The following is a 25,129-nucleotide window of genomic DNA, read 5'->3' as shown; positions in this document are numbered from 1 at the left end:
TCGGAATTTTTTTCTTTCATTTATCGTACTTTTGTGCATCTCATACTACCAAATACCACTTTTACCATGCGATTGGGGAAACCAAAAATGAACGTATCCTATCGTAAGGCATTTTTTTTCTGCCTTATCAGTATTACTTCTTTTGCCCAAAAATTTACCTTCTACCAAGACGTACAATCTATTTTCCATGCACACTGTGCCGGATGCCACCGCCCCGGAGAAGCGGCTCCGTTTAATCTCATTACTTACAACGACATTAGTAAACGCTCCGACTTCATCAAAAAAGTGACTACCAACGGCTACATGCCTCCTTGGTACGCCAACGACCACTACACCGATTTTACCAACAAACGCCAACTCACCGAGGCTCAAATCCAAACCATTGGTTCGTGGATTGACGACGGTATGCCCAAAGGAAAAGTCAACCTTGAGGCAGAAACAAAACTTTTAGAGCGTACCGATGCCGGTACCGCCTACCACCGCAAACCCGACCTAACGCTCAAAATGGCGCAATCTTACCTGCAAAAAGGTGATGGCGAAGAGCGCTTTATGGTATTCAAGATTCCTTTTGAACTGCCCGCCGAAGCCAACGTGGAAGCAGTAGAGTTTACTTCTAACAACAAAAAAATCATTCACCACGCCAACTACGCGGTTCATCCCGTCGAAGACCCTAGCATTGATATTCACACTACGGTGTCACAAATCAATTTGGGCACCGACGAGAAATACAACTACGACCAATGGCTTCCTTATAAAAAACAAATGGTGTATTATGGTGGCTGGATACCCGGCTCATCGTACGAATCATACCCTGCGGGCGTCGGCTGGCGAATGCCCCAGCGGGGTGTCATTTTGCTGACGATTCACTTTGGTCCTGCGGGCAAAGACGCCGAAAGCATCGACGGAGTCAACTTCTTTTTTAAATCTGAACCCATCCAACGCACCGTAAAAGTAATCAGCTTGGGTTCTGGCGGCATCGGTCAGAAAGACATCGACCCTCCGCTGATGATTTTTGCCAATGACAAATCAACCCACCATCTCCAAGTGACCAACCGAAACGAGGATATTTCGTTGCTGTATGTATGGCCACACATGCACCAAATCGGTGCTGAATTTAAAGCCTACGCCACCACTCCGACCGATACCATCCCGTTGGTGCATATCCCCAAGTGGGATTTCAGATGGCAAGAACTCTATCGTTATCGTCGGCCAGTGGTACTGCGACGCGGCTCAGTCATTAACATCGACGGCACTTATGACAATACCGCCGAAAACCCCGCCAATCCCTTTAACCCTCCGAAGCTTATCTTATCGACGGGCGATATGCGCAGCGATCAGGAAATGCTCACGCTGTTGTTGGTATATGTACCTTATCTGGACGACGACGAAAAAAAAACTTGGGAATAAACGGGCTGGATTCTTCCATTAAACACGACCGATATGAATCGACTTTTATACAGCGCCTTGGGTTTCTCCGCTTTATTGCTGTTTCAGATTTTACCGCCAACGGTATCCAAAGAAAAGTTTGTAACCATCGGTAAAAAGGACAAACAACACCCCAATATATCAGCCGTTGCCCAGCCACTTTTCAAACTGCTGAGTCCAGACCAAACGGGCGTTAGGTTTATCAACCAAATCAAGGAAGACGATTCTTTACACATTTTCAAATACGAATACCTCTACAACGGCAACGGCGTAGGCGTGGGAGATTTTGACAATGATGGATTACCTGATTTATTTTTTTCGGGCAATACCGTTCCCCACAAATTATACCTCAACCGCAAAAACTGGCAATTTGAAGACGTTACTGCTCCCGCCGGCGTAACTGGCAACGGTACTTGGGGCACAGGTGTGAGTATAGTAGATATTAATGGCGACGGTTTATTGGATATTTACGTCTGTCATTCGGGGAAATTCCCCCCTGCAGGCCTCGTCAATGAGCTTTTTATTAACCAAGGCCTCCAAAAAGGGATACCCATCTTTAAAGAAAGTGCCCGCGAGTACGGACTGGATTTGCCAGATACGCAAAGCACCCAAGCCGCATTCTTTGATTATGACCGCGATGGTGATTTGGACGTGTTTGTCCTCAACCATTCCAATCACACCTACAATCCTTTCCTGAATACCCGTTCTATCCGCGCAACTCCCGATATGCGTTTTGGAAATCGATTATTAAAAAATGAAAAAGGCGTATTTGAGGACGTTACGTTACAGGCGGGGATTATTAACAACCCCCTCAATTTTGGGTTAGGCGTTGCCATTTCTGACCTCAACCACGACGGTTGGCCCGATATTTATTCCACCAGTGACTATACCGAGCAAGACTGCCTCTACCTCAATCAACGAGACGGCACTTTCAAAGAATCATTGCGCCAGAGCATGGCCCACACTTCCAAGTTTTCGATGGGGGTAGACATTGCCGATTACAACAACGATACGCGGCCCGACGTGTTCACCCTCGACATGCTGCCTGAAGATAACCACCGGCAAAAAATGTTAAAGGGGCCTGATGAATATGACCAATATAAACTCTTGATAGACAGCGGTTATTATCATCAAAACATGCGTAATATGTTGCAATTAAACCAAGGGTTGAAGCAAAATAACGCAGTGCCCGCGTTTTCGGAAATTGGTCAGTTGGCAGGTGTTTCTGCCACCGACTGGAGTTGGGCGGGATTGTTTGCCGATTTTGACAATGATGGCTGGCAGGACTTGTTTGTTTCCAACGGTTATCTGCGCGATTTTACCGACCTAGATTTTATGAAATATACCGTTGCCGAAGCCAAACTGGACTACGCAGCGCGCGGAATACTGGATTTTCAGACCTTTGAGTTGGTCAAAAAAATGCCCTCAAACCGACTGCTCAATTATATTTTTCGGAACAACCATGATTTAACATTTTCAAAGAAAAACCAAGAATGGGGCATTACTTCGCCTTCGGTGTCAACGGCCGCCGCCTACGCCGATTTTGACAATGATGGAGATATGGACATGGTGATTTCTAACCAAAATGAGCCCGTGCACCTTTACCAAAACCAAATCGACCTTGACAGTGCCAAACCCCATTTTTTAAAGGTAAAACTGAAGGGGCAAGCAGGCAACACCCAAGCACTGGGAGCGAAAGTCGTCGTTGAAACCACCGCTGGGGTTCAATACCGGGAGCTGTATCCCGTGCGTGGCTATCAGGCGTCGGTCGAGCCATTGCTCAATTTTGGACTGGGTACACAAAGCTCCGTCAAATCACTCACGGTGTATTGGCCCAACGGAAAGCGCAGCATTTTACCCAACCCTCCCACCGACAGGCTGATTGAATTATCACAGCAGGAAGCCACCGAAACAGCCTCCTTTGCTCAGCCTAACCTCTCTCCGATTTTTACCGAAACAGCAGCAAAAAACACCTTAGATTTTCATCACCGAGAAAACGATTTTATAGATTTTAAAGTCGAAGTGTTGATTCCGTACCAGCTCTCGCGTTTGGGCCCAGCACTAGCAAAAGCGGATGTAAATGGCGACGGGCTAGAGGATATTTTTGTGGGCGGAGCCGTAGACCAAAGCGGCGAATTGTGGCAGCAACGTGCTGATGGCAATTTTCAGCGGGCCGCCCAACAACCTTGGCAAAAAGAAGCCGTCAGTGAGGATGTCAACGCCCTTTTCTTCGATGCTGATGGTGACAAAGACGCTGATTTGTACGTAGTAAGCGGGGGCAATGAGTACGAATCTGGCTCTCCCGAATACCAGGACCGGCTGTATATCAACGACGGGAAAGGTAATTTTCAGCGCAACACTTCGGCCCTTCCTGCCATGAATGACAGTAAAATGGCCGTAACTGCGGCGGATTTTGACCAAGATGGCGACCTTGACCTATTTGTGGGTGGACGCGGCAAAGCAGGATTTTTTCCGATGCCTTCGATCAGTTATCTCCTCCGGAACGACAAAGGTATTTTTACCGACATTACGGAGCAATCTGCTCCCGCCTTACGTACCGTTGGCATGGTTCAAACCGCTGTTTGGGCTGATTTAGACAAGGATAAATATCCCGAACTGATTTTGGCAGGCGATTGGATGCCGCTTAAAATTTTCCGTAACAAGGGCGGCCGTCTCACCGATATATCTAACGAAAGCGGACTATCTAATACCGAAGGATTGTGGGCGATATTGCTGCCCGCCGATGTTGATAACGATGGTGACCTGGACATCATTGCGGGTAATGCAGGCCTCAACAATCAATTCAGAGCGTCGGTCAAAGAACCCATGAGTATCGTGGCCGCCGACATCAACGACGACGGCGTCATTGATCCTATCTGGAGTTATTTCATGGAGGGAAAAAGCTATCCCGTAGCCTCCCGCGACGAACTGCTCGACCAAGTGGTGCCGCTTCGTAAAAAATTTAACCGTTATCATCTCTACGCCAACGCCACCATCAACGACATTTATTCAAGCAAACAACTCGCCCAAGCCAACACGGTCTACTGCCGCCAATTGGCTTCGGGAATTTTTCGCAATAACAACGGCAAATTTGAATTTGAGGCATTTTCGGTTGAAGCGCAGTTTTCGCGCATCAGCAGTATTTTGTACGAAGATGTAGACCAAGACGGCCATAAAGACCTGTTACTTCTCGGCAATTTTCACCCGTATCGGGTACAAATGGGCCCCTGCGACGGTAATTTCGGGCAATTGATGAAAGGCAACGACAACGGGCTCTTCACGCCGCTTTCGCCCGTCCAAACAGGCTTGTGGGCGCAAGGGGACGTACGCACTGCCACCATTATTCAGACCAAATCAGGCCCTAGAAAGTTATTATTGGGCTTAAACAATGACCAATTAAAGATTTTTGAATTTAAGTAAATACTCGGCATGACTTCCCCAAAAAATATATTTTTTTATCTACAACAAAGCACCATCAGTGGAGTACTACTGCTTTTGGGAGTCATTTGTAGTCCTCAAGCCATGGGTCAAAATACTCGGTTTGAGGAAACGGCCTTCCACCAAGCGCATCAACTCCTGACCGACGTCATTGTTACCGATATTCTTACCCCACCCGTGGCTTCACGCGTGTACGTATACGCCCACTTGGCGGCCTACGAAACATTGGTGGCGGCCCGACCCTCTTCGCATCAATCGTTGGCTGGACAACTCTCCCAACTCACCCCACCTCCTGTTCCTACCCACCGTATCAACCCCAGCATTGCGGCCATTGAAGCACTCCTCACGACGGGACGCACCATGATTTTTTCGGAACAGATGTTTGATGAAAGCAGCGCAAAAATCTGGAAAAGCTTTGTACAAAAGGGCTATTCGCCTGATACACTGGCCCTTTCACGGGCGTATGGGCGGCAGGTAGCCCAACACATATTGAGCTGGACAACCAAAGATAACTACAAAGCCACCCGAGCCATGCGGCGTTATGCACCTATCAAGCGCCCCGGGATGTGGTTGCCCACTCCGCCGGGATACATGGCGGCGGTAGAACCCTACTGGAATCGAATTCGGCCTTTGGTGCTCGACTCTGCTTCTCAGTGCAGGCCCGCCCCCAATGCGCCTTTTAGTACCGCTCCCGATAGTCCTTTTTTTCAGCTGGCAAAAGACGTGCATCAGGTAGGACAAAATTTAATGCCTGAACAAACCCTGATTGCCAATTTTTGGGATTGTAATCCCTTTTTTCTCAATACCAAGGGGCACCTCAACTTCGGCACAAAAAAGCTTTCGCCCGGAGGGCATTGGCTTTCTATTGCGGGTCAGGTAGCGGTCCAAACCAACGCTGATGTTCTCAAAAGCAGCGCCGCCTATACGCTCACCGCCATTACATTGTTTGACGGATTTATCAGTTGTTGGGACGAAAAGTACCGTTCAAATGTGATTCGTCCCGAAACCTACATTAATGCGTATATCGACGAAAAATGGCGTCCGTTGCTCCAAACACCGCCTTTTCCTGAATATACCAGCGGACACAGTGTTATTTCTTCGGCGGTGGCGGTGGTGCTTACCCATTGGTTTGGCGACAACATTGCGTTTATGGATGCGACCGAAGTACCCTACGGCTTACCCACCCGTCAGTTCAGTTCTTTTAAACAGGCCGCCGAAGAAGCTTCCATCAGCCGTTTGTACGGCGGGATTCATTACCGCCCCGCCATTGAAAATGGTCAAAAACAAGGTCAGCAAATTGGAGAATGGGTGCTTCAAAAAGTAAAAATGCGTAAGTAAAAGCAAGCCAACTACCGTCTTTTCATTAAAGATTTAATATACAGCCTTTAATGCCTGCTTTATGAAAATTTCGCCCCTTTTTTGCTTGCTAATATTTTGCTTCGATATTGATTGTTTTACTCAAAATGGAAACAATTTACCTGCCTCCTCCACGGTTCAGATTTCACTAAAAATAACAGGAAAGACGCAGGGATTGAGCGCGTTTGTCACGAAATTCAATTCAATCAACTACCGAAGAGACACCTTGGCTGGCAGTAAAATTGATGCTTCTGGTAATGCGGTATTGCACCTTCCGCTGAACAAACCTACTTTTGCCGAAATACGCATCGGCAATAAAAAAACTGACCTGTATCTTAGCCCGGGCGACGACTTACGGCTCGAAGTTGATTTGACGAATCCCAATTTTACCTTCACCGGAAAAGGGGCCGAAGCCAATAATTACCTGTGGCAATCCGCCGTTATTCAAGATAAAAAATTTCGATATAAAAACCAATATATCAATGAGTTAAATACAAATGAATTTATTATTCGACTGGATACGATGTCAAAAGCGCTCAAGGCTTTTCATTCCCGGTATGTCTCAAAGCATCCCTTGCCCAAAAACGTAAGTACTTTACTCAAGGCTAACAATGAGCTATTTGTACTGTCGTTTGCTCAAAATTACGCCGATGCTTATTTTGGATCTTTTGCCACCAAAGACAAAATGCCACCACGCCTGAAAGCATTGACGAATACCCTCTTTTTTGATACCACCCTCCTTTATTCAGGATTAGCAAATTACACCGGAATGCTGGATTATTACTATCGGCAAAAATTCTACAATCCTTTTTTTAAACCGACCGACACTCCACAAAAAATAGATTCGATTCGCCATATTATTCCTCAAGCCGCCCACGCAAACATTCAAAAAAGTACGTTTGCCACTCCTTTTAAAGCGTTTTTCTTGGCTAAAAACATTGATAAAGCACTAGAACCACTAGGAATAATCCCCGCTACCGAAAGCCTGCTTGCTGATTTCAAAACCCATTACGGGACCTCGCCGTACCTACCCGTTCTGCAAAAAAGTTATGCAAAATGGCTCAGCGTGGCACCAGGCACAACCGCGCCTGATTTTACAGGAGAAACGCCCGACGGTAAACAATTATCGTTAAGCAGCCTCAAAGGAAAAGTAGTTTACGTCGATATGTGGGCTACTTGGTGTGGCCCCTGCCGCGCCGAATTTCCGTGGGCAAAAGAATTAAAAAAACAGTTTGAAGGAAATAACGAGGTCGTATTTTTGTATGCTTCCGTAGATGGCGACCCAAACGCCTGGGGTAAATTTCTAAAAACCGCCAACAGTCCCGAAGGAATCCACATCAGACTCTCGCCCATCGAACAACGTAAAATCAGCGAAGAATATCAGTGCGGCGGCGGCGTACCCAAGTACTTTCTCATTGACCAACAGGGGAAAATCGTGAGTACCGTTGCCCCAAGGCCCTCATCTGGCAAAGCCGAAGAAGCCATCCGAGCGCTGTTGAAATGACCTATTTTTGCTTTATTACCGAAAATTATTTTGTCATTTTAAGTAATTTTCTGCCAAAATACTCAATTAAAAGTCGCTATTTTGATGCAAAAAACCCACGTTCTGTTTTTGCATCATGCGCACTGCTTTCCTGACGAAACCCCAAGAAATTCAAATAACGACCACGCCCATCCCCGAGCCTCGTGCGGGCGAAGTACGGGTAAAATTAAAAATGATCGGTGTATGTGGCTCCGATGTTCACTTATTTCTGGGCCATCGTTTGTTGAACGCACCCACCGTCATCGGTCACGAAGGGCTGGGATTTATTGATAAAATCGGGGAAGGTGTCACTGACCGAAGCATCGGCCAACGTGTTGTCATTGAGCCAAATATCCCTTGTCGTAAATGCACGCAATGCCTGAGTGGTCGCGGAAATATTTGCTCCAACAAACGCGTCCTCGGTCTCAATGAAGCGGGCTGTTTTGCCGAATACGTCGTACTTCCCGCCGACTTTTGTTGGCCCGTTCCCGAGGCTATTTCCGACAATGACGCCGTTGCCATCGAACCCGCCGCCGTGAGTGTTCATGCCCTACTGACATCAAGCGCTCAACCCGGAGATACCATCGCCGTGATTGGCTTGGGAGCGATTGGCTTATTACTGACCCACTTGGCGTTGTCGCTAGGGTACAAAGTATTTGTGACCGAAATCAATCAGTCAAAGCTCAAAATTGCGGAGGACTTGGGCGCAGTACCGGTTACGGCCGAAGGAGACATAGAAACACAGGCCGCTGTTTTAGGCGACGTTTGGGCGAAAAATCAAGTAACCTCCATCTTTGAATGTGCAGGCATTGCGCACACGGCCTCGTTGGCCGCAGCGGCCGCCCCACGGGGCTCGGAGATTATTTTAGTGGGGCTTTCGGCCAATTTAGCCACCTTTACCCCACTCAAAATAGCCCGCGAAGGAATCCACATTATACCTTCCATCATTTACCACCATCCCCTCGATTTTAAACGAACGATTCAACTCATTGCGGCGGGCATCATCCGCCCAGGCTTTATCATTTCTCGCTTTATGACGTTGGAAAATCTACAATCAGCCCTCGAAATCGCCGCTGCTGGCGACGACAGTAAAATAGTCATTCTTCCTTAGCCTCTGCTCCCCTTAACCTATACCATGACCTACGAACAGTTACAAACCCGATTGAAAGAATTGATGGATACGAACCCCATGTCGACGTATCAAATCATCATTGTAGCGCTTTGTTTTATTTTGAACTTCAACGACGGCATCGATGTCTTGGTCGTTTCGTTTACGGGTTCCGAAATTGCCAATGAATGGGGGCTTTCCAAAAGTGAATTGGGGTATATTTTTAGCGCTGGACTGGCAGGAATGACCGCAGGATGCTTTTTACTAGCGCCTCTGGGCGACAAAATAGGCCGCAGAAAGATATTTTTGGTGTCATTGGTGCTTATTACGAGCGGGATGCTTTTGGCCTACGGCGTGACCTCCTACGCCCAACTTTTGACCTTGCGGGTACTAACTGGTCTGGGGATTGGGGGAATATTGCCCAACCTAGCCACGGTAGCCGCCGAGTTTTCGAACACAAAAAGACGCGATTTCAGCGTGGGACTGGTGCAGGCAGGTTGGCCGTTGGGGGCCATTCTTACGGGGTTCTTTACGACTTGGGCCGTTCCCGAATTCGGTTGGCGATTTGCTTATTTAGCGGCAGGATTGGTTTCGTTGGTGATGCTCGTCGGCGTTTATATTTTCATGCCCGAATCGCTGGCTTTTCTGGGAAAACATCAGCCAAAAAATGCCAAAAACAAAATCAATGCAATCCTCAAAAAAATGAATCAGGAAGGCATCGAACAGCTGCCCGTCAAACCCCACGATACGCAACCAGTTCCTTTAAAAGATTTATTTTCACCACTCTACATTGCTTCTACTCTTCGCCTCTGGATTGGCATATTCTTTGGATTTTTGACGCTTTATACCCTCATGAGTTGGGTTCCCAACATCGCCAAGGAATCAGGAATGCCCTTTGAAATGGCGACATTGGTGGGTACAGCCCTCAATTTTGGGGCGTTTGCGGGCGTTTTTGTGATGGGAATGTGCATCACCCGTTTTGGCATCAGAAAAGTACTTTTAGGCTTTATGTTGACCGCCTTCGCCATCATGCTCATCTACGGCAATTACCGACTCACGCCACTTTTGATGTTTGTGTTGACCTTTTTCATCGGCTTTTTTGTGCAAGGCGGCTTTAACGCTTTTTACCCCGCCGCTACCCGAATTTACCCCGCCAACATGCGCTCCACGGGCGTGGGCTTGGCCATGGGCGTCGGGCGCTTTGGGGCCATTCTCGGCCCTGCCCTATTTGGGATATTTTCTGATTGGGGGTTAGCAGTCACCACATTGTTCAGCCTTTTTTCGGTTCCGTTGTTGGTAGCGGGTTTTATGGCCTATTCAATTCCTTCCAAGAATGTGAATTGAGGATTTACACATCTTGCCGTAAAACCTCCAGCGGTGAACGCGACAAAATCCCCCAACTATTAATCAAACCGATGAATACCGTGATGGCAGGCACTACCAAAAACACCACCAAAACGGGCAGGAATTGAGGGTTAAAATCTGTTTCAAAGCTGAAACGTGCCAGTGCCCAACCACCGCCTACGGCCAATAAAACGCCCGTTGCGGCGGCCAATGTTCCCAAAAAGAAGTATTCTAAGGCCGTAATTACCAAAATCTGCCGACGGCTTGCGCCTAATGTTCTTAACAACACGCTTTCCTGAATACGTTGGTACTTGGAAATCAACACCGACGCAATGAGGACAATCAAGCCTGTCAGAATGCTAAAGCCCGCCATGAAGCGAATCACAAAGCCGATTTTGGTAGAAATATCGTCCAAAACGGTGAGAATAAGCCCCAAATCAATCATCGAGATATTAGGGAATTGCTGCACAACCGACTGCTGAAACTTCGCCGACACTTGGTTGTTGGGTACGTGCGTCAGAAATACGTGAAACTGCGGCGCGTCTTCCAATACCCCTTTGGGAAACAACACCAAAAAATTGGTTTGTACGCCCGCCCAATCCACATCGCGCAGACTCGCCACCACGGTCGTGAGCATGGTTCCCTGCACGTTGAAGGTCAGCGTATCACCAACTTTGATGGTATTGCGCTCCGCGTAGCCATCCTCCAACGAAATAGGCACGGGTGCGGCGGGGTCTTTTGCTTCGCCAATCCATTTACCTTTCACTATTTTTTCGGTCGAAATCAGCGAATCGCGGAAGGTGACGCGGTATTCGCGGCTAAACAGCCCCCGCCAACGTTTATTGGTGGTATCTTTGAGTGCTTCCACGGAGGTTTGTCCGTTCAGTTCATCCAATCGCATCGTCACAATCGGCACCGACTGTAAAACGGGCAAGTTTTGTTGTTTCAACAAAGCAATCACGGGCGCTTTTTGCGGCGTCTGAATATCAAACAGTACCATGTTGGGTTGGTCGCCGTCGGTCGAAAGTTTGATGCGGGCCAGCAAAAGGTTTTGCACAAAAAGCAACGTACAGATAAACATGGTTCCCAAGCCAATAGAGACCATCAAAATGGCCGTTTGGTTGTTGGGACGGTACAAATTTGCCAATCCCTGCCGCCCCAAATACCCCCACGAAGAAGGGAAGAAACGGCGCACCAACCACATCAACAGCGAAGCCATACCCAAGAGCAGCAAAAACGCCATCGTTACCCCACCCGTAAAGGCTACGGCATCGGTCCATTTTTTCATTTGCAACCACGTAAATCCGAACACAAACAGCAAAATAAGGGCATAAACGAGCCATTTCAGTGGGTCTTTGGTGATGGTTGTCTGTTCGTACGAGGCTCGAAGCACATTAAGCGGTGACACTTTCCGAATGGAAACCAACGACAACAACGCAAACAGATTGGAGATAATCACCCCCAACACAACGCCTTGTCCGATGGCCGAAAACGACAATTCGGTCGCCAACTCAAACGGTAGAAAGTCTTTCAATACGGCAGGCAAAAATTGCTGAATCACCGCTCCCAATCCCGCCCCGAGCAACGACCCAATCAAACCGATTCCTGAAATCTGAATCAAATAAATCAGAAATGCTTGTGACGCTTTTACACCTAAACACCGCAAAATAGCGATGGAATTGAGCTTTTCTTTGATGTAAATATGAATGGCACTCGCCACCCCAACACACCCCAAAAGCAACGCAATAAAGCCAACCAAACTCAAAAAACGTGTCAAATCGCGAAATGAGCGCCCCGTGTCTTCCTTTTGACTTTCGACGGTGCGGTAGTTGTAATCTTCGGCCTCTACTGTGGGTTCAATCTTCTTGACCAGCAGCGGCATATTGACCTTGGGCGCAAATTTGAAATAATAACGATACGTGATACGGCTGCCCTTTTGCGCCAAATTCGTTTGCTTCAAATACGACAACGGAATGTACACCGACGGCGCTACCGTGGCCGCAATGCCCGTTTGTCCGGGGGCTTTTTTCAAAATCCCCGCAATCAAAAACGTCACCTCGCCTACTTTGAGCGAATCGCCCACGTTGGCTTGGTATTGCAGCATGAGCGTTTGGTCTACCAGCACTTCTTTTTTGTTGCGGAAGGTTTTGCCCGCCGAGGCTGGCTCGGTTTCCAATTCCCCATAATACGGAAAATCACCCTCCAACGCCCGAATCTGCGCCAAACGCGTACCGCTGTTTTTGGGGAAATAAATCATGGACGCAAAGCTCAACTCTTTTGATTGCTGCCCTTTTAACGAATCAACCAAATGGGTCATTTTGGGACTCGGTGGCGTATTGTCGGAAAGCTCCAAGTCGGCTCCCAACAGCGAAGCAGCCTGTGTATCAATATTTTGTTGCAAGTTGTAGCCCAAAGAATAGATAGCCACCAACGCCGCAATGCCCAAGACAATGGAAGAAACAAAAAGCAACAAACGCGAATAATTGCGCCGACTGTCGCGCCAAGCCATCGTGACCAGCCACGCAAAATTTATCTTATTATTCATTTTAATTTTTTTTTACCACAGAGTTACACGGAGCGGGCTGCCGCCGCGAGTTTTTGCACAGGGTATCACAAAGTTCTGTTTCTCAGTGTAACTCAGTGCATCACTCCGTGGAACGCTGTGGTTATTTTTATGAAGTAAGCGTATCTGAAAGAATCTTCCCGCCTTTGATGCGAATGATTCGCTGGGTTTTGGCGGCCAATTCGAGGTTGTGGGTCACGAGAATGAGCGTAGTTCCTGATTCTTTGTTCAAATCAAACAGCAATTTCTCCACTTTCACACCCGTTTCAGCGTCTAGGTTTCCCGTAGGCTCATCGGCAAAAAGGATTTGGGGTTGGTTGGAAAATGCCCGCGCCAACGATACGCGCTGCTGCTCGCCGCCGCTCAACTGCGTCGGATAATGGTGCCCTCTGTCGGCCAAGCCCACCTTATCAAGCAAGTCCAAGGCGCGACTGCGAACGTTTTTTTCGCCGCGCAATTCCAGCGGCACCATCACGTTTTCGAGCGCCGTGAGGGTGGGCATGAGTTGAAAATTCTGAAAAATAAATCCAATGTAACGGTTCCTGACCGACGCCAATTCATCTTCGTTGAGTTGGTTTAGACCGATGCCGTTTAGTTCAACCTGTCCGCTCGACGCGCGATCCAATCCTGCACAAAGACCAAGTAAAGTTGTTTTTCCACTGCCCGACGGCCCGACAATCGAAAGCGTAGAGCCTGCTTCGACCGAAAAATTGACGTCATCCAGTACTTTTAAATCTCGATTACCACTCCGATAAACTTTCCCAACCTGATGAAGATGAAGTATATTTGCCATAGTCTATGTTTAGAATTCACGCCAAGCTGCAAAGAAACGACAGTGTTTCAGAAACTTATACGTCTTTGCATGAGTTTATTTTATACCAGTATTCTAATCAAAATACATTATGCCTAAAATAGTTTCAATCTTTCTGCTTTATTTTTTGATGTTCGCCTTTGTGGCCTGTACCAACACCGAAAAACCCTCTGATGAGCAAACTTCCGCAACCAAAAGCAGCCCCGCTACCCCCGTAAAAACAGTTAAGAACATTCTTATTTTTGGCAATAGCCTCACGGCGGGTTACGGTCTGGAGCCTTCGGAATCGTACCCTGCACAGCTCCAAAATCGGCTAGATTCGCTCAAATTACCTTATAAAATCGTGAATGCGGGTGTCAGTGGCGAGACTACTTCGGGCGGCAACAGCCGTTTGGATTGGGTACTGAAAAACCCCGTTGATATTTTCATTCTGGAATTGGGCGGCAACGACGGTCTGCGCGGGATTCCCGCCACTGAAACCCGCAAAAACCTCCAATCCATGATTGACAAGGTAAAAGCCAAATACCCCGAAGCCAAGATTGTATTAGCGGGTATGCAGGTGCCACCCAGTATGGGCAAAAAATACGCCGACGAATTTAAAGTAATTTATCCCGAATTGGCCCAGAAAAACAAGGTAGAACTCATTCCTTTCCTCCTCGAAAACGTAGGCGGCGAAGTAAAACTTAACCAAAAAGACGGCATCCATCCCAACGCCGTCGGGGCAAAAATCGTGGCCGAAAATGTGTGGCAAGTGCTAGAAGGAATGTTGGAGAAGGGTGTGTAAGTTTAAATACTGATTTTATTATAAAGAATCTATGTCAATAACCTTTGATCCAAACGGCCACTTAGTCTCTTACGATATTGTCAGTATAGATACTTACCAATTGGAAGAATATTTCATTTTCAATGAGCATCGTTTGAACATTTACCGCTCATTCAAAAAATTTATACATTCAGTTAAGGCGCTAGGATTATCTGAATTTGACATTTGGATTGATGGCAGCTTTGCAACGTTAAAAACCCGACCCAATGACATTGACGTTGTTTGTTTTGTTAATCACTACACATACGATTCACATTATAAGGCTCTTGGCTCACTCAGAATCGCATTTCCTCAGGTAGATGCCTACTTTGTCAAACTATATCCTCTTGGGCATCTTAATTATAATTTTTCTAAATTTAATGAACTGGATTGGTATCATCTTCTCACCAAAGACCGCAAAAGAAGGTCAAAAGGAATATTAAAAATGAAAATTTCAAAAGACGACAAATGAGATTAAACTGAAAATTTTATGAAAGCTTACGAATCACTCCAAGATGAAATTCAATATACACTTGAGAGCATTGGTCGTATCAATGCCGCACTCGTACGACATGAAGCTCAGGAAATTCCTGATACGTTGGCAATTGTACAGTATCAGGAATTGAAAACTAACCTCACCAAACAACTTTTAGCTTTACTCGCTGAAATGGACGTAAATGTAGCATTGGCCGCCTAGCAAAACATTCCTCACCCCAAAGTCACCGTCCAACTCCGCTCAAAATGTTCTTTGGCTGCCAACTCAATAATCCCTTCTTTTTGGGTAATGTCTTGGTTATGGTCCACCGAATCGGCGATTCCGCACCAAGGTTCGATACAAACGAAGTCGGCGTTTTTGGCGGCCCAAATGCCGAGATAAGAAAAATCGGGAAAATCAAATTGTAGCGAATGAGGGGATTTTGGCGTGTGCAGCACCACGCTGTCGGAACGATAGTTTTTGAAGACAAGCGCATCCTCATAAAATAGTTCTTTAGTCAGCGGCAAATCCGTTGATTGCTCCGCCAACAAAACAGGCGTTTTTTCAACCATTCCTTCCAGCGTTAGCGGCCACCGTGCCCAATCTTCGGATTTATTGAAACTCAAAAGATAGTCTTCATACTGCGTTCCTTCTACCAACGGCACTTTAAAGGCTGGGTGCGCTCCCACCGAAAACCACAGCGCGTCGCCGCTTGAATTTTCCACCAAATAACTGACTTTCAATTGATTGTTCAATAGCGAATACCGAACCCGAAACGCAAATTCAAACGGGTACACGGCCAACGTACTTTCGTCGTGGGTCAACAAAAACGTAACTGAATCACTTTGTTGTTGCTCCACCGCAAAGGTTTTTTCACGGGCAAACCCGTGGCGGGGAAGGTGGTAGGCTGTACCGTCAAAATAGTAAGTATTGTCTTTCAGGCCTCCCACAATTGGAAACAAAACGGGCGAATGTTTGCCCCAAAAATCAGGATTTCCCTGCCACATAAATTCAAGCTGGGAAGCGAGCAAAACCAAGCTATTGAGCTCCGCACCTTTGGGATTGATGGTGGCTTGGACATCGGCGTTTTGGATGGTTATCATGAATGATTTAAGCAATTGGGTGATTAACGAAATTTACTCCATCGCAAAATACGCCAACAAATCCATACTTTCCAGTTGAAACTATTTTTAAATTTCAATTGATAGAACCATAAATAATGCGTCTTATACGTCGGTTCTGTCAACCAGAAATCACTTAAATCGGCTTATTTGTCAACTTCTCACCCGACTTTTCTCACTTTCTGAGCCACCCGTTTGGCGTACATTCAGGGTTTTGCCTTTGTTGAAACGATACGTAAGCGACAAAGTCACGACGCGCGAGTCCAAGTAGCTGAACCAGTTGGCCGAGGCGTTGGCAATGTTACGAATATCTCCCTTGATTTGGTTGGTATAAAATATATCGCTGACGTTGAGTCTAATCGTCCCTTGATTTTTCCATACCTTTTTGGACAATCCCGCCCGTACCGAGCCAATCGGATAAATCAGCAGTTGACCCAATAAAAACGTACTTTGGTACGACCCTGCCAATTCGGCCGACCAAGTGCTACTGAGTTGGAATTGATTGGTGGGAATAACCGCCCAATAAAAACGCGAATCGTCTAACTTTTGACCGTACAACGTCGCCTTGAAACCATTGTTGATGTACTCGGTATAGAGATTGAGCGTCCACCATTTGGTGGGCTGCAAGCTGCCATTGACCGAAATTCCGTACGAAATCCGCTGCCCAAAATTGCCCGGGCGACTGTAATAAATCGTGCCGCGCTGCTCATTGGTTTCCGAAATCACGTTTTTAGCAAGGCTGTACTGTAACGTCGTGGTAATCTTGTTTTTGAAGGTGTGAGAGAGTTCGAAATTGTACGAAAATGTCGGTTGCAAAAAGGGATTTCCACCGTAATAAGTAAAGCGGTCGAGTGGGTACGAAAACGGATTCATGTCCTGATAATTGGGTCGGTCAATCCGACGGCCAAACGAGAATCCCACTTGGTGAACATCGGCCGAATCTAACCGATACCGCGCGTAAAATGTCGGGAAAAAGCTGTTGTATTTTCGGATAAAAGTGGAGTCTTTGGTTTGTTTATTGCCCAATTGATGCCCTTTGATGGTGGTATTTTCAAAACGAAGCCCCGCCTGCACCGACAGCCGCTTGAACTCCCGGGCGTAATTTACGTACGACGCGTTGATGTTTTCTTTGTAATTAAAGTTATTGGTAAACTCATAATTAGGAAAACGTTTTCCGTCCAAAACATCAAAAAAATCGGCGACATTTCCCGTTTTGATAAAGCTCGTTTTCACCCCCGTTTCAATTTTACCGCCGCTTTTCAACGGACTCGTATAATCAACTTTAGCCGTGCTGATGTCGATGGTAGTGGGCAGCGAGGAGAACAAAACCGACTGACTGACAAATTTATTTTGAGGATCAAACAGGGTATTGGTCAGGGTTTGGTTACTGGTCGATTGGTAGTGAATGTAATCGGCATTGGTCGAAAGTTCTTTGCCCGTGCTGTCAAATTTATAGGTAAAATTGAAATTGGCGCTGCCGTTTTTCCACACTCTGTCGGTAGGGCTGACGGCCTCCACCAAGCTTGTCACCTCATTTGCGGCATTCAGTACCTTGGCTTTATTGGTTACATTGACCAACGAAGGGTTGTAAAATCCATTCAATACCACCCCCAAAGTCGTTTTTTTGGACGCGTAAAAATCCACGCCTACTTTTAGGTTATTTCCACCCAGATTGCGCTGAATGTACGAATTTTGGGTAAATGCCGAGGTATATTCTCCCGTGGGCTGGTAGTAGCGTCGCCAAATGGTAAGGTCTTGGTAAGTACTGTTATGGTTGACGCTCGCGTTGCTGAAAAAATTAAGCTTATTGATTCGGTAATTAAAATTGAGGCTGTTGTTGGTACGTCTGTACACTCCCTGACCGTAGCTCAAATTGACCCCACCGTTAAATCCTTTCAACACATTTTTCTTCAATCGAATATTAATCACACCCGCATTCCCCGCCGCGTCGTATTTGGCGGGCGGATTGGGCATAATTTCGATGGTTTCGACCGAGCCAGCGGGGAGCGATTTGAGGTAATTGGCCAAGTCATCGGCCGATAGGTACGTAGGTTTATCGTCCACAAACACCACCACGCCCGATTTGCCTTTCAGCCGAATTCCCCCGTTTTGGTCAACGGCAATCCCCGGCGATTTTTCGAGCACTTCCAACGCATTTGTGCCAGCATTGCCAATCAGCGCATCCACATTCACCACCGTTCGGTCAATTTTAGTTTCGACAAACGGCTTTTTGCCCGTTACCTTTACTTCTGCCAAACTTTTGTTTTCTTCCACCAAAACCACGGCAGGTAACGTCGCATCCGTTTGCGCCACTGAAAATGGCTTACTGATGTATTTTTGATAACCCAAATTGCTCACCATCAACAGATAAGCCGCCGATTTGATGTTCAGCAGTTCAAACTGACCATTGGCTTCGGTTACGGCCGCTTTTACAAAAGAAGAATCTTTGGCATTCAACAAAGAAACCACGGCTCCATCTAGCGGTTTTTGGCTCGTGCCCTGTATTTCACCAGAAAGTCTAAACGTTTGCGCCAAAAGGGATTGAGATAAAATAAAGAGCAAAAAACCTGCAAAAGCAGAAGTGTAGCGTTGATTCATGGGCTGTAATGAGTTGGTTGACAGGATGCAGCAACAAATGTATTTGCAATCATGCCCCTAACAAACCAAACCGTGCATTAATGGTCTTAATTAAAGTCTGAAATGCAAAAAATACGTACCAAAGTGATTACATGGATTGGCGTAATCAATCTGTCACACTGACATAAGTGGCAGTTGAATACAATATCCCAAGCAGTATACGATGATGGAATATTTGATGAGTTGCAGGAAACCGCCTGATAAAAAAATGCACACAGGACTATTCAATTACTTCTAAAAATCCAATCGCAAAACGGCCCTCTCAACAAAGCAAATTCGGTCTTTTAAACAAAGTCGCCCGAGAAATCACCTTCTACCTTTGTCCCAACAAAAAACCAATCAAAGAAATGGGACAGAACAATTATCAGGGAGCGTTACAACAACCAATAGGCTCAGGATTTAACGCCACATCAACCACCAATGACGTCATCAAAGGCATTGACCTTACCGGAAAAATCGTCATCGTAACGGGTGGAAACACGGGCATCGGCTTGGAAGCCGTCAGAACGCTTGCCGCCGCAGGAGCAACCGTCATCGTGCCCGCCAGAGACATTGAAAAAGCAAAAAGAAATCTGGAGGATATCGCCAATGTCGAATCGGAACCAATGGACCTCATGAATCCTGATTCCATTGATGCTTTTGCCAAAAAATTCTTGGCCTCTGGCAGACCGCTTCATTTACTTATTCACAATGCGGGCATTATGTGGGTTCCGCTGCGCCGAGATAGCCGGGGCATTGAATCGCAGTTGGCCACCAACTATCTGGCACAGTTTCAACTTACGGCAAGACTATGGCCTGCCCTGATTCAGGCAAACGGTGCCAGAGTCGTAAATGTATCCTCCGATGGCCATCGTTTTGCCCCGTTCGATTTTGAAGACCCCAATTTCCATCATCGGGACTATGAAACTCTGCAAGGGTATGGGCAATCCAAAACGGCAAGCAATCTTTTTGCCCTCGAATTGGACCATCGCGGCAAAGCATTCCACGTAAGAGCCTATTCGCTGCACCCGGGCTCCATCAACGGAACCGAATTAGGAAGAGAAGCGCCGATAGCGTTGTTTCAGCAAATGGGCTTTTGCGATGCTGCGGGAAATATCCTGCCCGAAGTAGCCGCTTCGCTGAAAACAATTCCGCAGGGCGCCGCCACCACCGTGTGGTGTGCCACCAGCCCACTGCTCAACGACTTGGGCGGGGTGTATTGCGAAGACGCCGATATCGCCGAATTGTCTCATGATGCCTCTCTACCGGGCGGCGTACAACCTTATTCCTTGGACGAAGCCAACGCAAAACGCCTGTGGAAATTAAGCGAAAAATGGACAGGAATAGAATTTAGCCTATGAAATCACCCTTGAATTGTGGTTATTTAACCCTGATTAGAAACAGCATTGAGGTATGGAACACGTATCGAAGTATTTGACCCCCGAAATAAAACTTTCCTGCTACGAGGACCACTTTTTCAAATCTGAAATTGTGTTTGACCAACACATGCTCGTGTGGTTTATTTCCGGCGAAACAAAGATCGTGCAGGCAGAAGCAACCCACCGCTTTCAAACGGGCGACATTTTTCTGATTCCAAGAAACAAACCCGCCACCATCATCAATTATCCCAAAGACGGTTTGCCCCACAAAACCGTAGTAATGCTGTTGACCACGAAAATTCTGAGGGATTTCTACCGTACCATTGAGGTAAAAACCAAAATTACCGCCGTCCCCAAAATTCGGAGTTTCAGCAACCACCCTTTGTTGGAGAGTTGCCTTACTTCTTTGATTCCCTATTTTGAGATGCAGGGGCAATTTCCCGAAAATTTGGCGGCGTTGAAAATTACCGAAGCGATCAGTATTTTAAGAGCCATTGACCCCGAAGTGGACAGCGTATTGGCCAATTTTGACGACCCGTACAAAGTGGATCTAATCAGCTACATGGAGAAAAACTACATGTTCAATATGCCCATCGAAAAATTCGGCTACCTCACCGGCCGAAGTTTAACCACCTTCAAACGTGACTTTAAAAAAGCCTTTAACACTACGCCCCAAAAATGGCTCACCCAAAAACGCTTGGAACTGGCACATTATCAGATCGCCGAACGGAAAGTAAAGCCGATTGAAGCCTGCTACGAAACAGGCTTTGAAAACCTTTCCCATTTTTCGTTTGCCTTCAAAAAACAATTTGGTTATGCCCCAACGGAAGTAGCTCAGGCAAGGTATGTACACTAATGCCGGGCGACCCAAAAACCAATGGCTCAAAAGTTGGACGTCGATTTCGGCAGTTTATCCCGGTGCGGTGAAAAAACAACCTAATCACCGCATATTTGCGGCGAATAATGTCTATATTCACCGCAAAATAAGATCATTCGATGCCAACTTACATTTACGAGTATCCCAATTGGCCTGATTTTTCGTGGGATGACAAAGCCATCAACGCCGTATTTGGTGAGATCCGGCTGATGCAAGGTAAAATAATAGGACAAATGAGCGCTTTGGGCTTTTCTGCCAAAGAAGAAGCTACGCTCACCGCCTTAACCTTAGATGTAGTAAAATCATCCGAAATAGAAGGTGAACTGCTCAATTATGATCAGGTGCGTTCATCTATCGCGCGGCGTTTGGGCATCAATACCGCAGGACTTGTGGCAAGCAGCCGCCACATAGAAGGCGTGGTAGAGATGATGCTTGATGCTACGCAACGGCACACCCTGCCTTTGACCGAAAAGCGTTTATTTGGTTGGCATGCCGCACTCTTTCCCACAGGGTACAGCGGGCCGTATCAAATAGAAACGGGACGATACCGATCAGGCGAAATGCAGGTGGTTTCGGGGGCCATGGGCAAAGAAAAAGTGCATTATGTGGCTGTAAAACCCGAAGCGGTGAAACCTGAAATGGAGCGATTTTTGGATTGGTTCAACACCGAAAACCGTCTTGACCCTGTTTTAAAAGCCGCTATAGCCCACTTTTGGTTTATTATCATTCACCCATTTGACGACGGCAACGGCAGAATTGCAAGAGCCATCACCGACCTATTGCTTGCCCGTTCCGAGGGCAGTGGAGAGCGCTTTTACAGTATGTCGAATCAAATATTGACCGAACGCAAACGCTATTACGAAGTGTTGCAAAAAGTACAACACAGCTCAGGCGACATAACAGAATGGCTCGACTGGTTTTTGCACTGCCTCAAAAATGCGATGCTTGCCACCGAAAACACCACCCAAAAAATAGTACACAAAGCGGAGTTTTGGAAACGGCACGAGCATACTCCCATCAACGAGCGCCAACGGTTCATTCTCAATAAACTCTTTGACGATTTTGAAGGAAAACTGCAAACCTCAAAATGGGCTAAAATGACCAAAACCTCCACCGACACCGCCTTACGGGATATAAAAGACTTGGTAGAAAAAGGCATCCTGCAACCAACGGAAGAAGGAGGACGAAACGCTAACTACGAATTAGTGAACTTTAAAACGCCTGATAAATAAATGGGAAATGAGTTGCGAAAAGGCAAGCCAATTTTGTACATTCACGTATTGCTTGTTTTTTGAGTAGGTTGCATTGCTGTAATTTGCTGTGACAATGCAAATGTTAGTAGAAACAAAATCAAAATAAATATAATGAATATATCAAAAGAACAGCTTGAAGAAGCAGAGAAACAAATTTTTGAAGAACAACAAGAAGTTGCTTACGATACTCGTGAATTTACCATTGAATATATTGTTAACAAATATATTCAAGGAATTGACGAAGATGAAAATGAGATTTTCGTACCCGACTATCAAAGAGATTTTGTTTGGGATAATGAAAGGCAATCAAAATTTATTGAGTCAGTTATTTTAGGGCTGCCGATTCCGTTTATTTTCGTTGCAGAAATTAGAGAGACTGGTAGATTGGAAATAGTGGACGGTTCACAGAGAATAAGAACCCTATATGCTTTCTTGCAAAATAACTTATCACTTACTCGATTAGAAAAATTAACTAAGTTAAATGGATTGCAATTTTATCAATTTAGTATTGCAAGGCAAAGGAAGTTAAAAAATACTCCAATAAGAATGATTGTTTTAACGGACAAGGCATCTGAACAAGTTCGTAAAGATATGTTTGAGCGCATAAATCGAGGCAGCGATTTATTAAAAGATATGGAGCAAAGAAAAGCATTGCTTCAAGGAGAATTCACTAATTTTGTTTATGAACTTTGTCAAGATAATAGAAAATTACAAAAATTAGCCCCGATAGTGAAGTGGTTGAAAAATCGGCAAGAACACCAAGAATTAGTATTAAGGTATTTTGCTCTTCTGGACAACTATCATCACTATCCATCTCATACAGGAATCGCTAAATTTTTAGATTCATATTTGATGGAGAAGAACTTGTCATTTAAAAATGAGGAGAAAATAGAAAAAACAAATCAGTTTAACAAAATGCTTGAATTTGTTGAGAAAAATTTTGAATTTGGATTTGCTAAGTCCAATATCCCTCAAGTCTCAAGAGTCTATTTTGAAGCCATTTCAGTAGGCGTTTCATTAGCACTTAAATCTAAACCAAATTTAACCACAAGCAAACAAGCCACAAAACAATGGCTAAAATCTTCTGATTTTCAGCAAATTATATCAGGAAAGTATGAAACGCATACACCGAAACGAATTAATCAACGAGTTGATTTTGTAAAAAATCAATTACTTAAAAACGATTGAACATGGTGGATATAAAAAATGATTTAGAAATTAACATGAAGCACCTTGACTCATATCTTACAATGCTTAGAGATATTGAACAAGGTGCTAAACTTATTCACAATGGCAACCAAAGAGATATCGATTCAAACCTTTTTAAAGTATTAAAAGCAAACACATTCTTATTTCTTTATAATCTCATTGAATCAACAATAAGGAGATCTATTGAATTTATTCATATAACAATAAACAATGAAAGTATAAAATATCAAGAAGCGATTGATGAAATTCAAAAAATATGGATTTTATACAAACATCGAAATTTTAAAGAACATGGCTCGGATAGAATTCATGAAATAATGAATTTGATAATTGAAGAAGTAATTGATGTTGAATATGATAAATTTATTAAAAAAAACAAGAGTAACGATTTGTCTGGCAATGTAGATGCGTTAAAAGTACGAAACTTGTCAAATAAATACAAATTTGAAGAAAATAGGAGAGTTGCGGGAGCGAGGTTAGTTCGAATAAAATCGTTACGAAATAATTTGGCGCATGGAAATGTAACATTTGTTGACTGCGGAAAAGATTATGTCCATTCTGATTTACTTATATTCAAAAAGGAAACTAATCTTTTTTTGAAAGAATTTTTGACAAAAATTGAAAAATACATTTTTACGAAAGCCTATAAAAGACAATCTGCTACTAATATAATGAACTCAACGACAACCTGACGCCCTTCGCAATTCAGATAGTGGCATATATTTGTGATTGCTCATGTTCGATGCAATTAAAAAAAGATAAAATACAATAAGTAGTAACCCGATTTGATCTACAATTTGTAAAAGTAGAATCAAGCCAATCTTACGTCAGCCCATACCTGCTTTTGCAACATCCCAGCCCTTATGATTGAACATTTCCCTTTTTACCTTTCGTTGATTGTCGTCATGCCAATCCAAGGTCTGTGTAATGGAAAATGAGTTGCAGCAAGGCGACTCAACCTCACGTTACTAATGACATTCCTTTTTGACTACAAGATTGCGACTTTTGGCTACATCCGTTTTCTGATAACTGCGGAACTTTGCAGTAACAAAATATCAAAAAAATGGAACTAAAAAACAGCACAGTCTTAATTACAGGCGGAACCAGCGGAATTGGTTTAGAGTTTGTAAAACAACTTTCAGAACAAGGGGCTACTATTATCGTTACCGGACGCAACCTTAACGCATTGAACGAAACAAAAAAGAAGTTTTCGCACGTTCACACTTTTCAAAGTGATGTAAGCAATCCGAAAGATATTGAACAACTGTACAAACATGTTACGCAACAGTTTCCTGATTTGAATATCATCATCAATAATGCAGGATTGATGCGGTTGATAGATTTGCAGGATACGTCCTTGGATTTGGAAAATATCAATCGTGAAATCACAACCAATCTTTCAGGTACTATTCAGATGGTGCATCAGTTTTTACCACATCTCATAACAAAGAAATCGGCGGCAATTGTCAATGTTTCATCGGGTATTGCCTTTATGTCTTATTCTTCTGCCCCTATTTACAGTGCTGCAAAAGCCGGCGTTCGAGCCTATACCCAAGCATTGCGTTTGCAACTTGAGCATACGAATGTAAAGGTCTTTGAAATGATTCCTCCCGGTGTGAACACCATAGCCGTCAGGCTAAGGAAAAAAGGCATAAATTTGTCGGATGCAAAAGATTGATTTTCAAGACCTCGACCTATCCTCCTCGTGTTTTTCAGACTTATCCTCTTTTTTTGAGGCATCCGCTTTAGAGCAATTGGGTAGAGAAGTTAAATTCATTGAGCGCAGCAGCTCGCGTTTGAGTGCATGGATGTTCTTACAGTTAAATACCT

Annotated in this window: 19 protein-coding genes; 15 read left to right on the top strand and 4 right to left on the bottom strand. The window is 45.1% G+C overall.

Features of this window, described 5'->3' with window-relative positions; genetic code table 11:
- The first annotated feature begins 87 nt into the window (after positions 1-87).
- The 6 genes from DVG78_RS00095 to DVG78_RS00070 all read left to right on the top strand — a co-directional run bounded on the left by DVG78_RS00095 (position 88) and on the right by DVG78_RS00070 (position 10,193).
- The gene (locus DVG78_RS00095; RefSeq protein WP_114459586.1) at positions 88-1,407 is read left to right on the top strand and encodes a c-type cytochrome; all 1,320 of its coding nucleotides are present in this window, start codon (positions 88-90) and stop codon (positions 1,405-1,407) included.
- A 33-nt stretch (positions 1,408-1,440) separates the two neighbouring features.
- Complete coding sequence (locus tag DVG78_RS00090) at positions 1,441-4,845, top strand: VCBS repeat-containing protein (protein WP_114459050.1); 3,405 nt, start codon at positions 1,441-1,443, stop codon at positions 4,843-4,845.
- Positions 4,846-4,854: 9 nt separating this feature from the next.
- A complete protein-coding gene (locus tag DVG78_RS00085; protein ID WP_229598086.1) occupies positions 4,855-6,201 on the top strand; it encodes a vanadium-dependent haloperoxidase in 1,347 nt (448 codons plus the stop codon).
- 61 nt (positions 6,202-6,262) lie between these two features.
- The gene (locus DVG78_RS00080; RefSeq protein ID WP_114459049.1) at positions 6,263-7,723 is read left to right on the top strand and encodes a TlpA family protein disulfide reductase; all 1,461 of its coding nucleotides are present in this window, start codon (positions 6,263-6,265) and stop codon (positions 7,721-7,723) included.
- 115 nt (positions 7,724-7,838) lie between these two features.
- Positions 7,839-8,852, top strand: a complete 1,014-nt coding sequence (locus tag DVG78_RS00075) for a zinc-dependent alcohol dehydrogenase (protein ID WP_114459048.1) — start codon at positions 7,839-7,841, stop codon at positions 8,850-8,852.
- A gap of 24 nt (positions 8,853-8,876) precedes the next feature.
- The gene (locus tag DVG78_RS00070; protein WP_114459047.1) at positions 8,877-10,193 is read left to right on the top strand and encodes an MFS transporter; all 1,317 of its coding nucleotides are present in this window, start codon (positions 8,877-8,879) and stop codon (positions 10,191-10,193) included.
- A gap of 4 nt (positions 10,194-10,197) precedes the next feature.
- On the opposite strand, the gene DVG78_RS00065 is transcribed toward DVG78_RS00070, so the two are convergent.
- Both DVG78_RS00065 and DVG78_RS00060 read right to left on the bottom strand, forming a co-directional pair.
- On the bottom strand, positions 10,198-12,738 hold the full coding sequence (locus DVG78_RS00065) for an ABC transporter permease (protein ID WP_114459046.1): 2,541 nt from the start codon (positions 12,736-12,738) through the stop codon (positions 10,198-10,200).
- Between the two features lie 127 nt (positions 12,739-12,865).
- On the bottom strand, positions 12,866-13,549 hold the full coding sequence (locus tag DVG78_RS00060; RefSeq protein ID WP_114459045.1) for an ABC transporter ATP-binding protein: 684 nt from the start codon (positions 13,547-13,549) through the stop codon (positions 12,866-12,868).
- A 109-nt stretch (positions 13,550-13,658) separates the two neighbouring features.
- On the opposite strand from DVG78_RS00060, the gene DVG78_RS00055 reads away from it, so the two are divergent.
- The 3 genes from DVG78_RS00055 to DVG78_RS00045 are packed head-to-tail and all read left to right on the top strand — an operon-like array spanning position 13,659 to position 15,066.
- The gene (locus DVG78_RS00055; RefSeq protein WP_114459044.1) at positions 13,659-14,351 is read left to right on the top strand and encodes an arylesterase; all 693 of its coding nucleotides are present in this window, start codon (positions 13,659-13,661) and stop codon (positions 14,349-14,351) included.
- Positions 14,352-14,382: 31 nt separating this feature from the next.
- Entirely contained in the window at positions 14,383-14,841 is a 459-nt protein-coding gene (locus tag DVG78_RS00050) for a DUF6932 family protein (protein WP_114459043.1), read from the top strand.
- Positions 14,842-14,859: 18 nt separating this feature from the next.
- A complete protein-coding gene (locus DVG78_RS00045; RefSeq protein WP_114459042.1) occupies positions 14,860-15,066 on the top strand; it encodes a hypothetical protein in 207 nt (68 codons plus the stop codon).
- A gap of 11 nt (positions 15,067-15,077) precedes the next feature.
- Here the strand turns inward: DVG78_RS00045 and DVG78_RS00040 are convergent, their stop codons facing one another.
- Entirely contained in the window at positions 15,078-15,947 is an 870-nt protein-coding gene (locus DVG78_RS00040; protein WP_114459041.1) for an aldose 1-epimerase family protein, read from the bottom strand.
- 171 nt (positions 15,948-16,118) lie between these two features.
- Positions 16,119-18,563, bottom strand: a complete 2,445-nt coding sequence (locus DVG78_RS00035) for a TonB-dependent receptor (protein WP_114459040.1) — start codon at positions 18,561-18,563, stop codon at positions 16,119-16,121.
- A gap of 386 nt (positions 18,564-18,949) precedes the next feature.
- Here DVG78_RS00035 and DVG78_RS00030 point away from each other — a divergent pair, with 386 nt between their 5' ends.
- From DVG78_RS00030 to DVG78_RS00005, 6 genes are all read left to right on the top strand, one after another.
- Positions 18,950-19,942 (top strand): SDR family NAD(P)-dependent oxidoreductase, encoded by a 993-nt coding sequence (locus DVG78_RS00030; protein ID WP_114459039.1) that lies wholly within the window; start codon positions 18,950-18,952, stop codon positions 19,940-19,942.
- Between the two features lie 52 nt (positions 19,943-19,994).
- Complete coding sequence (locus DVG78_RS00025) at positions 19,995-20,816, top strand: helix-turn-helix domain-containing protein (RefSeq protein WP_114459038.1); 822 nt, start codon at positions 19,995-19,997, stop codon at positions 20,814-20,816.
- A 140-nt stretch (positions 20,817-20,956) separates the two neighbouring features.
- Positions 20,957-22,069: a Fic family protein gene (locus DVG78_RS00020; RefSeq protein ID WP_114459037.1), complete on the top strand. Its 1,113-nt coding sequence runs from the start codon at positions 20,957-20,959 to the stop codon at positions 22,067-22,069.
- A gap of 132 nt (positions 22,070-22,201) precedes the next feature.
- Positions 22,202-23,278, top strand: coding sequence for a DUF262 domain-containing protein (locus DVG78_RS00015; protein ID WP_114459036.1), 1,077 nt, complete (start codon positions 22,202-22,204; stop codon positions 23,276-23,278).
- Positions 23,279-23,280: 2 nt separating this feature from the next.
- On the top strand, positions 23,281-23,991 hold the full coding sequence (locus DVG78_RS00010; RefSeq protein WP_114459035.1) for an MAE_28990/MAE_18760 family HEPN-like nuclease: 711 nt from the start codon (positions 23,281-23,283) through the stop codon (positions 23,989-23,991).
- Between the two features lie 371 nt (positions 23,992-24,362).
- Positions 24,363-24,977 carry an SDR family oxidoreductase gene (locus tag DVG78_RS00005; RefSeq protein ID WP_114459034.1) on the top strand — a complete coding sequence of 205 codons (615 nt, stop codon included), beginning with the start codon at positions 24,363-24,365 and terminating at the stop codon, positions 24,975-24,977.
- The last annotated feature ends 152 nt before the right edge of the window (positions 24,978-25,129 follow it).

Origin of the sequence: Runella aurantiaca (assembly GCF_003339505.1) — a bacterium.
GTDB lineage: Bacteria > Bacteroidota > Bacteroidia > Cytophagales > Spirosomataceae > Runella > Runella aurantiaca.
This window is presented reverse-complemented; position numbering and strand designations above follow the sequence as displayed.

Coding starts and splice junctions, on each gene's coding strand:
- DVG78_RS00015 (WP_114459036.1), top strand. CDS start 22,202: ATGAATATATCAAAAGAACAGCTTGAAGAAGCAGAGAAACAAATTTTT.
- DVG78_RS00020 (WP_114459037.1), top strand. CDS start 20,957: ATGCCAACTTACATTTACGAGTATCCCAATTGGCCTGATTTTTCGTGG.
- DVG78_RS00075 (WP_114459048.1), top strand. CDS start 7,839: ATGCGCACTGCTTTCCTGACGAAACCCCAAGAAATTCAAATAACGACC.
- DVG78_RS00040 (WP_114459041.1), bottom strand. CDS start 15,947: ATGATAACCATCCAAAACGCCGATGTCCAAGCCACCATCAATCCCAAA.
- DVG78_RS00010 (WP_114459035.1), top strand. CDS start 23,281: ATGGTGGATATAAAAAATGATTTAGAAATTAACATGAAGCACCTTGAC.
- DVG78_RS00060 (WP_114459045.1), bottom strand. CDS start 13,549: ATGGCAAATATACTTCATCTTCATCAGGTTGGGAAAGTTTATCGGAGT.
- DVG78_RS00070 (WP_114459047.1), top strand. CDS start 8,877: ATGACCTACGAACAGTTACAAACCCGATTGAAAGAATTGATGGATACG.
- DVG78_RS00035 (WP_114459040.1), bottom strand. CDS start 18,563: ATGAATCAACGCTACACTTCTGCTTTTGCAGGTTTTTTGCTCTTTATT.
- DVG78_RS00080 (WP_114459049.1), top strand. CDS start 6,263: ATGAAAATTTCGCCCCTTTTTTGCTTGCTAATATTTTGCTTCGATATT.
- DVG78_RS00025 (WP_114459038.1), top strand. CDS start 19,995: ATGGAACACGTATCGAAGTATTTGACCCCCGAAATAAAACTTTCCTGC.
- DVG78_RS00065 (WP_114459046.1), bottom strand. CDS start 12,738: ATGAATAATAAGATAAATTTTGCGTGGCTGGTCACGATGGCTTGGCGC.
- DVG78_RS00055 (WP_114459044.1), top strand. CDS start 13,659: ATGCCTAAAATAGTTTCAATCTTTCTGCTTTATTTTTTGATGTTCGCC.
- DVG78_RS00030 (WP_114459039.1), top strand. CDS start 18,950: ATGGGACAGAACAATTATCAGGGAGCGTTACAACAACCAATAGGCTCA.
- DVG78_RS00095 (WP_114459586.1), top strand. CDS start 88: ATGAACGTATCCTATCGTAAGGCATTTTTTTTCTGCCTTATCAGTATT.
- DVG78_RS00045 (WP_114459042.1), top strand. CDS start 14,860: ATGAAAGCTTACGAATCACTCCAAGATGAAATTCAATATACACTTGAG.
- DVG78_RS00085 (WP_229598086.1), top strand. CDS start 4,855: ATGACTTCCCCAAAAAATATATTTTTTTATCTACAACAAAGCACCATC.
- DVG78_RS00050 (WP_114459043.1), top strand. CDS start 14,383: ATGTCAATAACCTTTGATCCAAACGGCCACTTAGTCTCTTACGATATT.
- DVG78_RS00005 (WP_114459034.1), top strand. CDS start 24,363: ATGGAACTAAAAAACAGCACAGTCTTAATTACAGGCGGAACCAGCGGA.
- DVG78_RS00090 (WP_114459050.1), top strand. CDS start 1,441: ATGAATCGACTTTTATACAGCGCCTTGGGTTTCTCCGCTTTATTGCTG.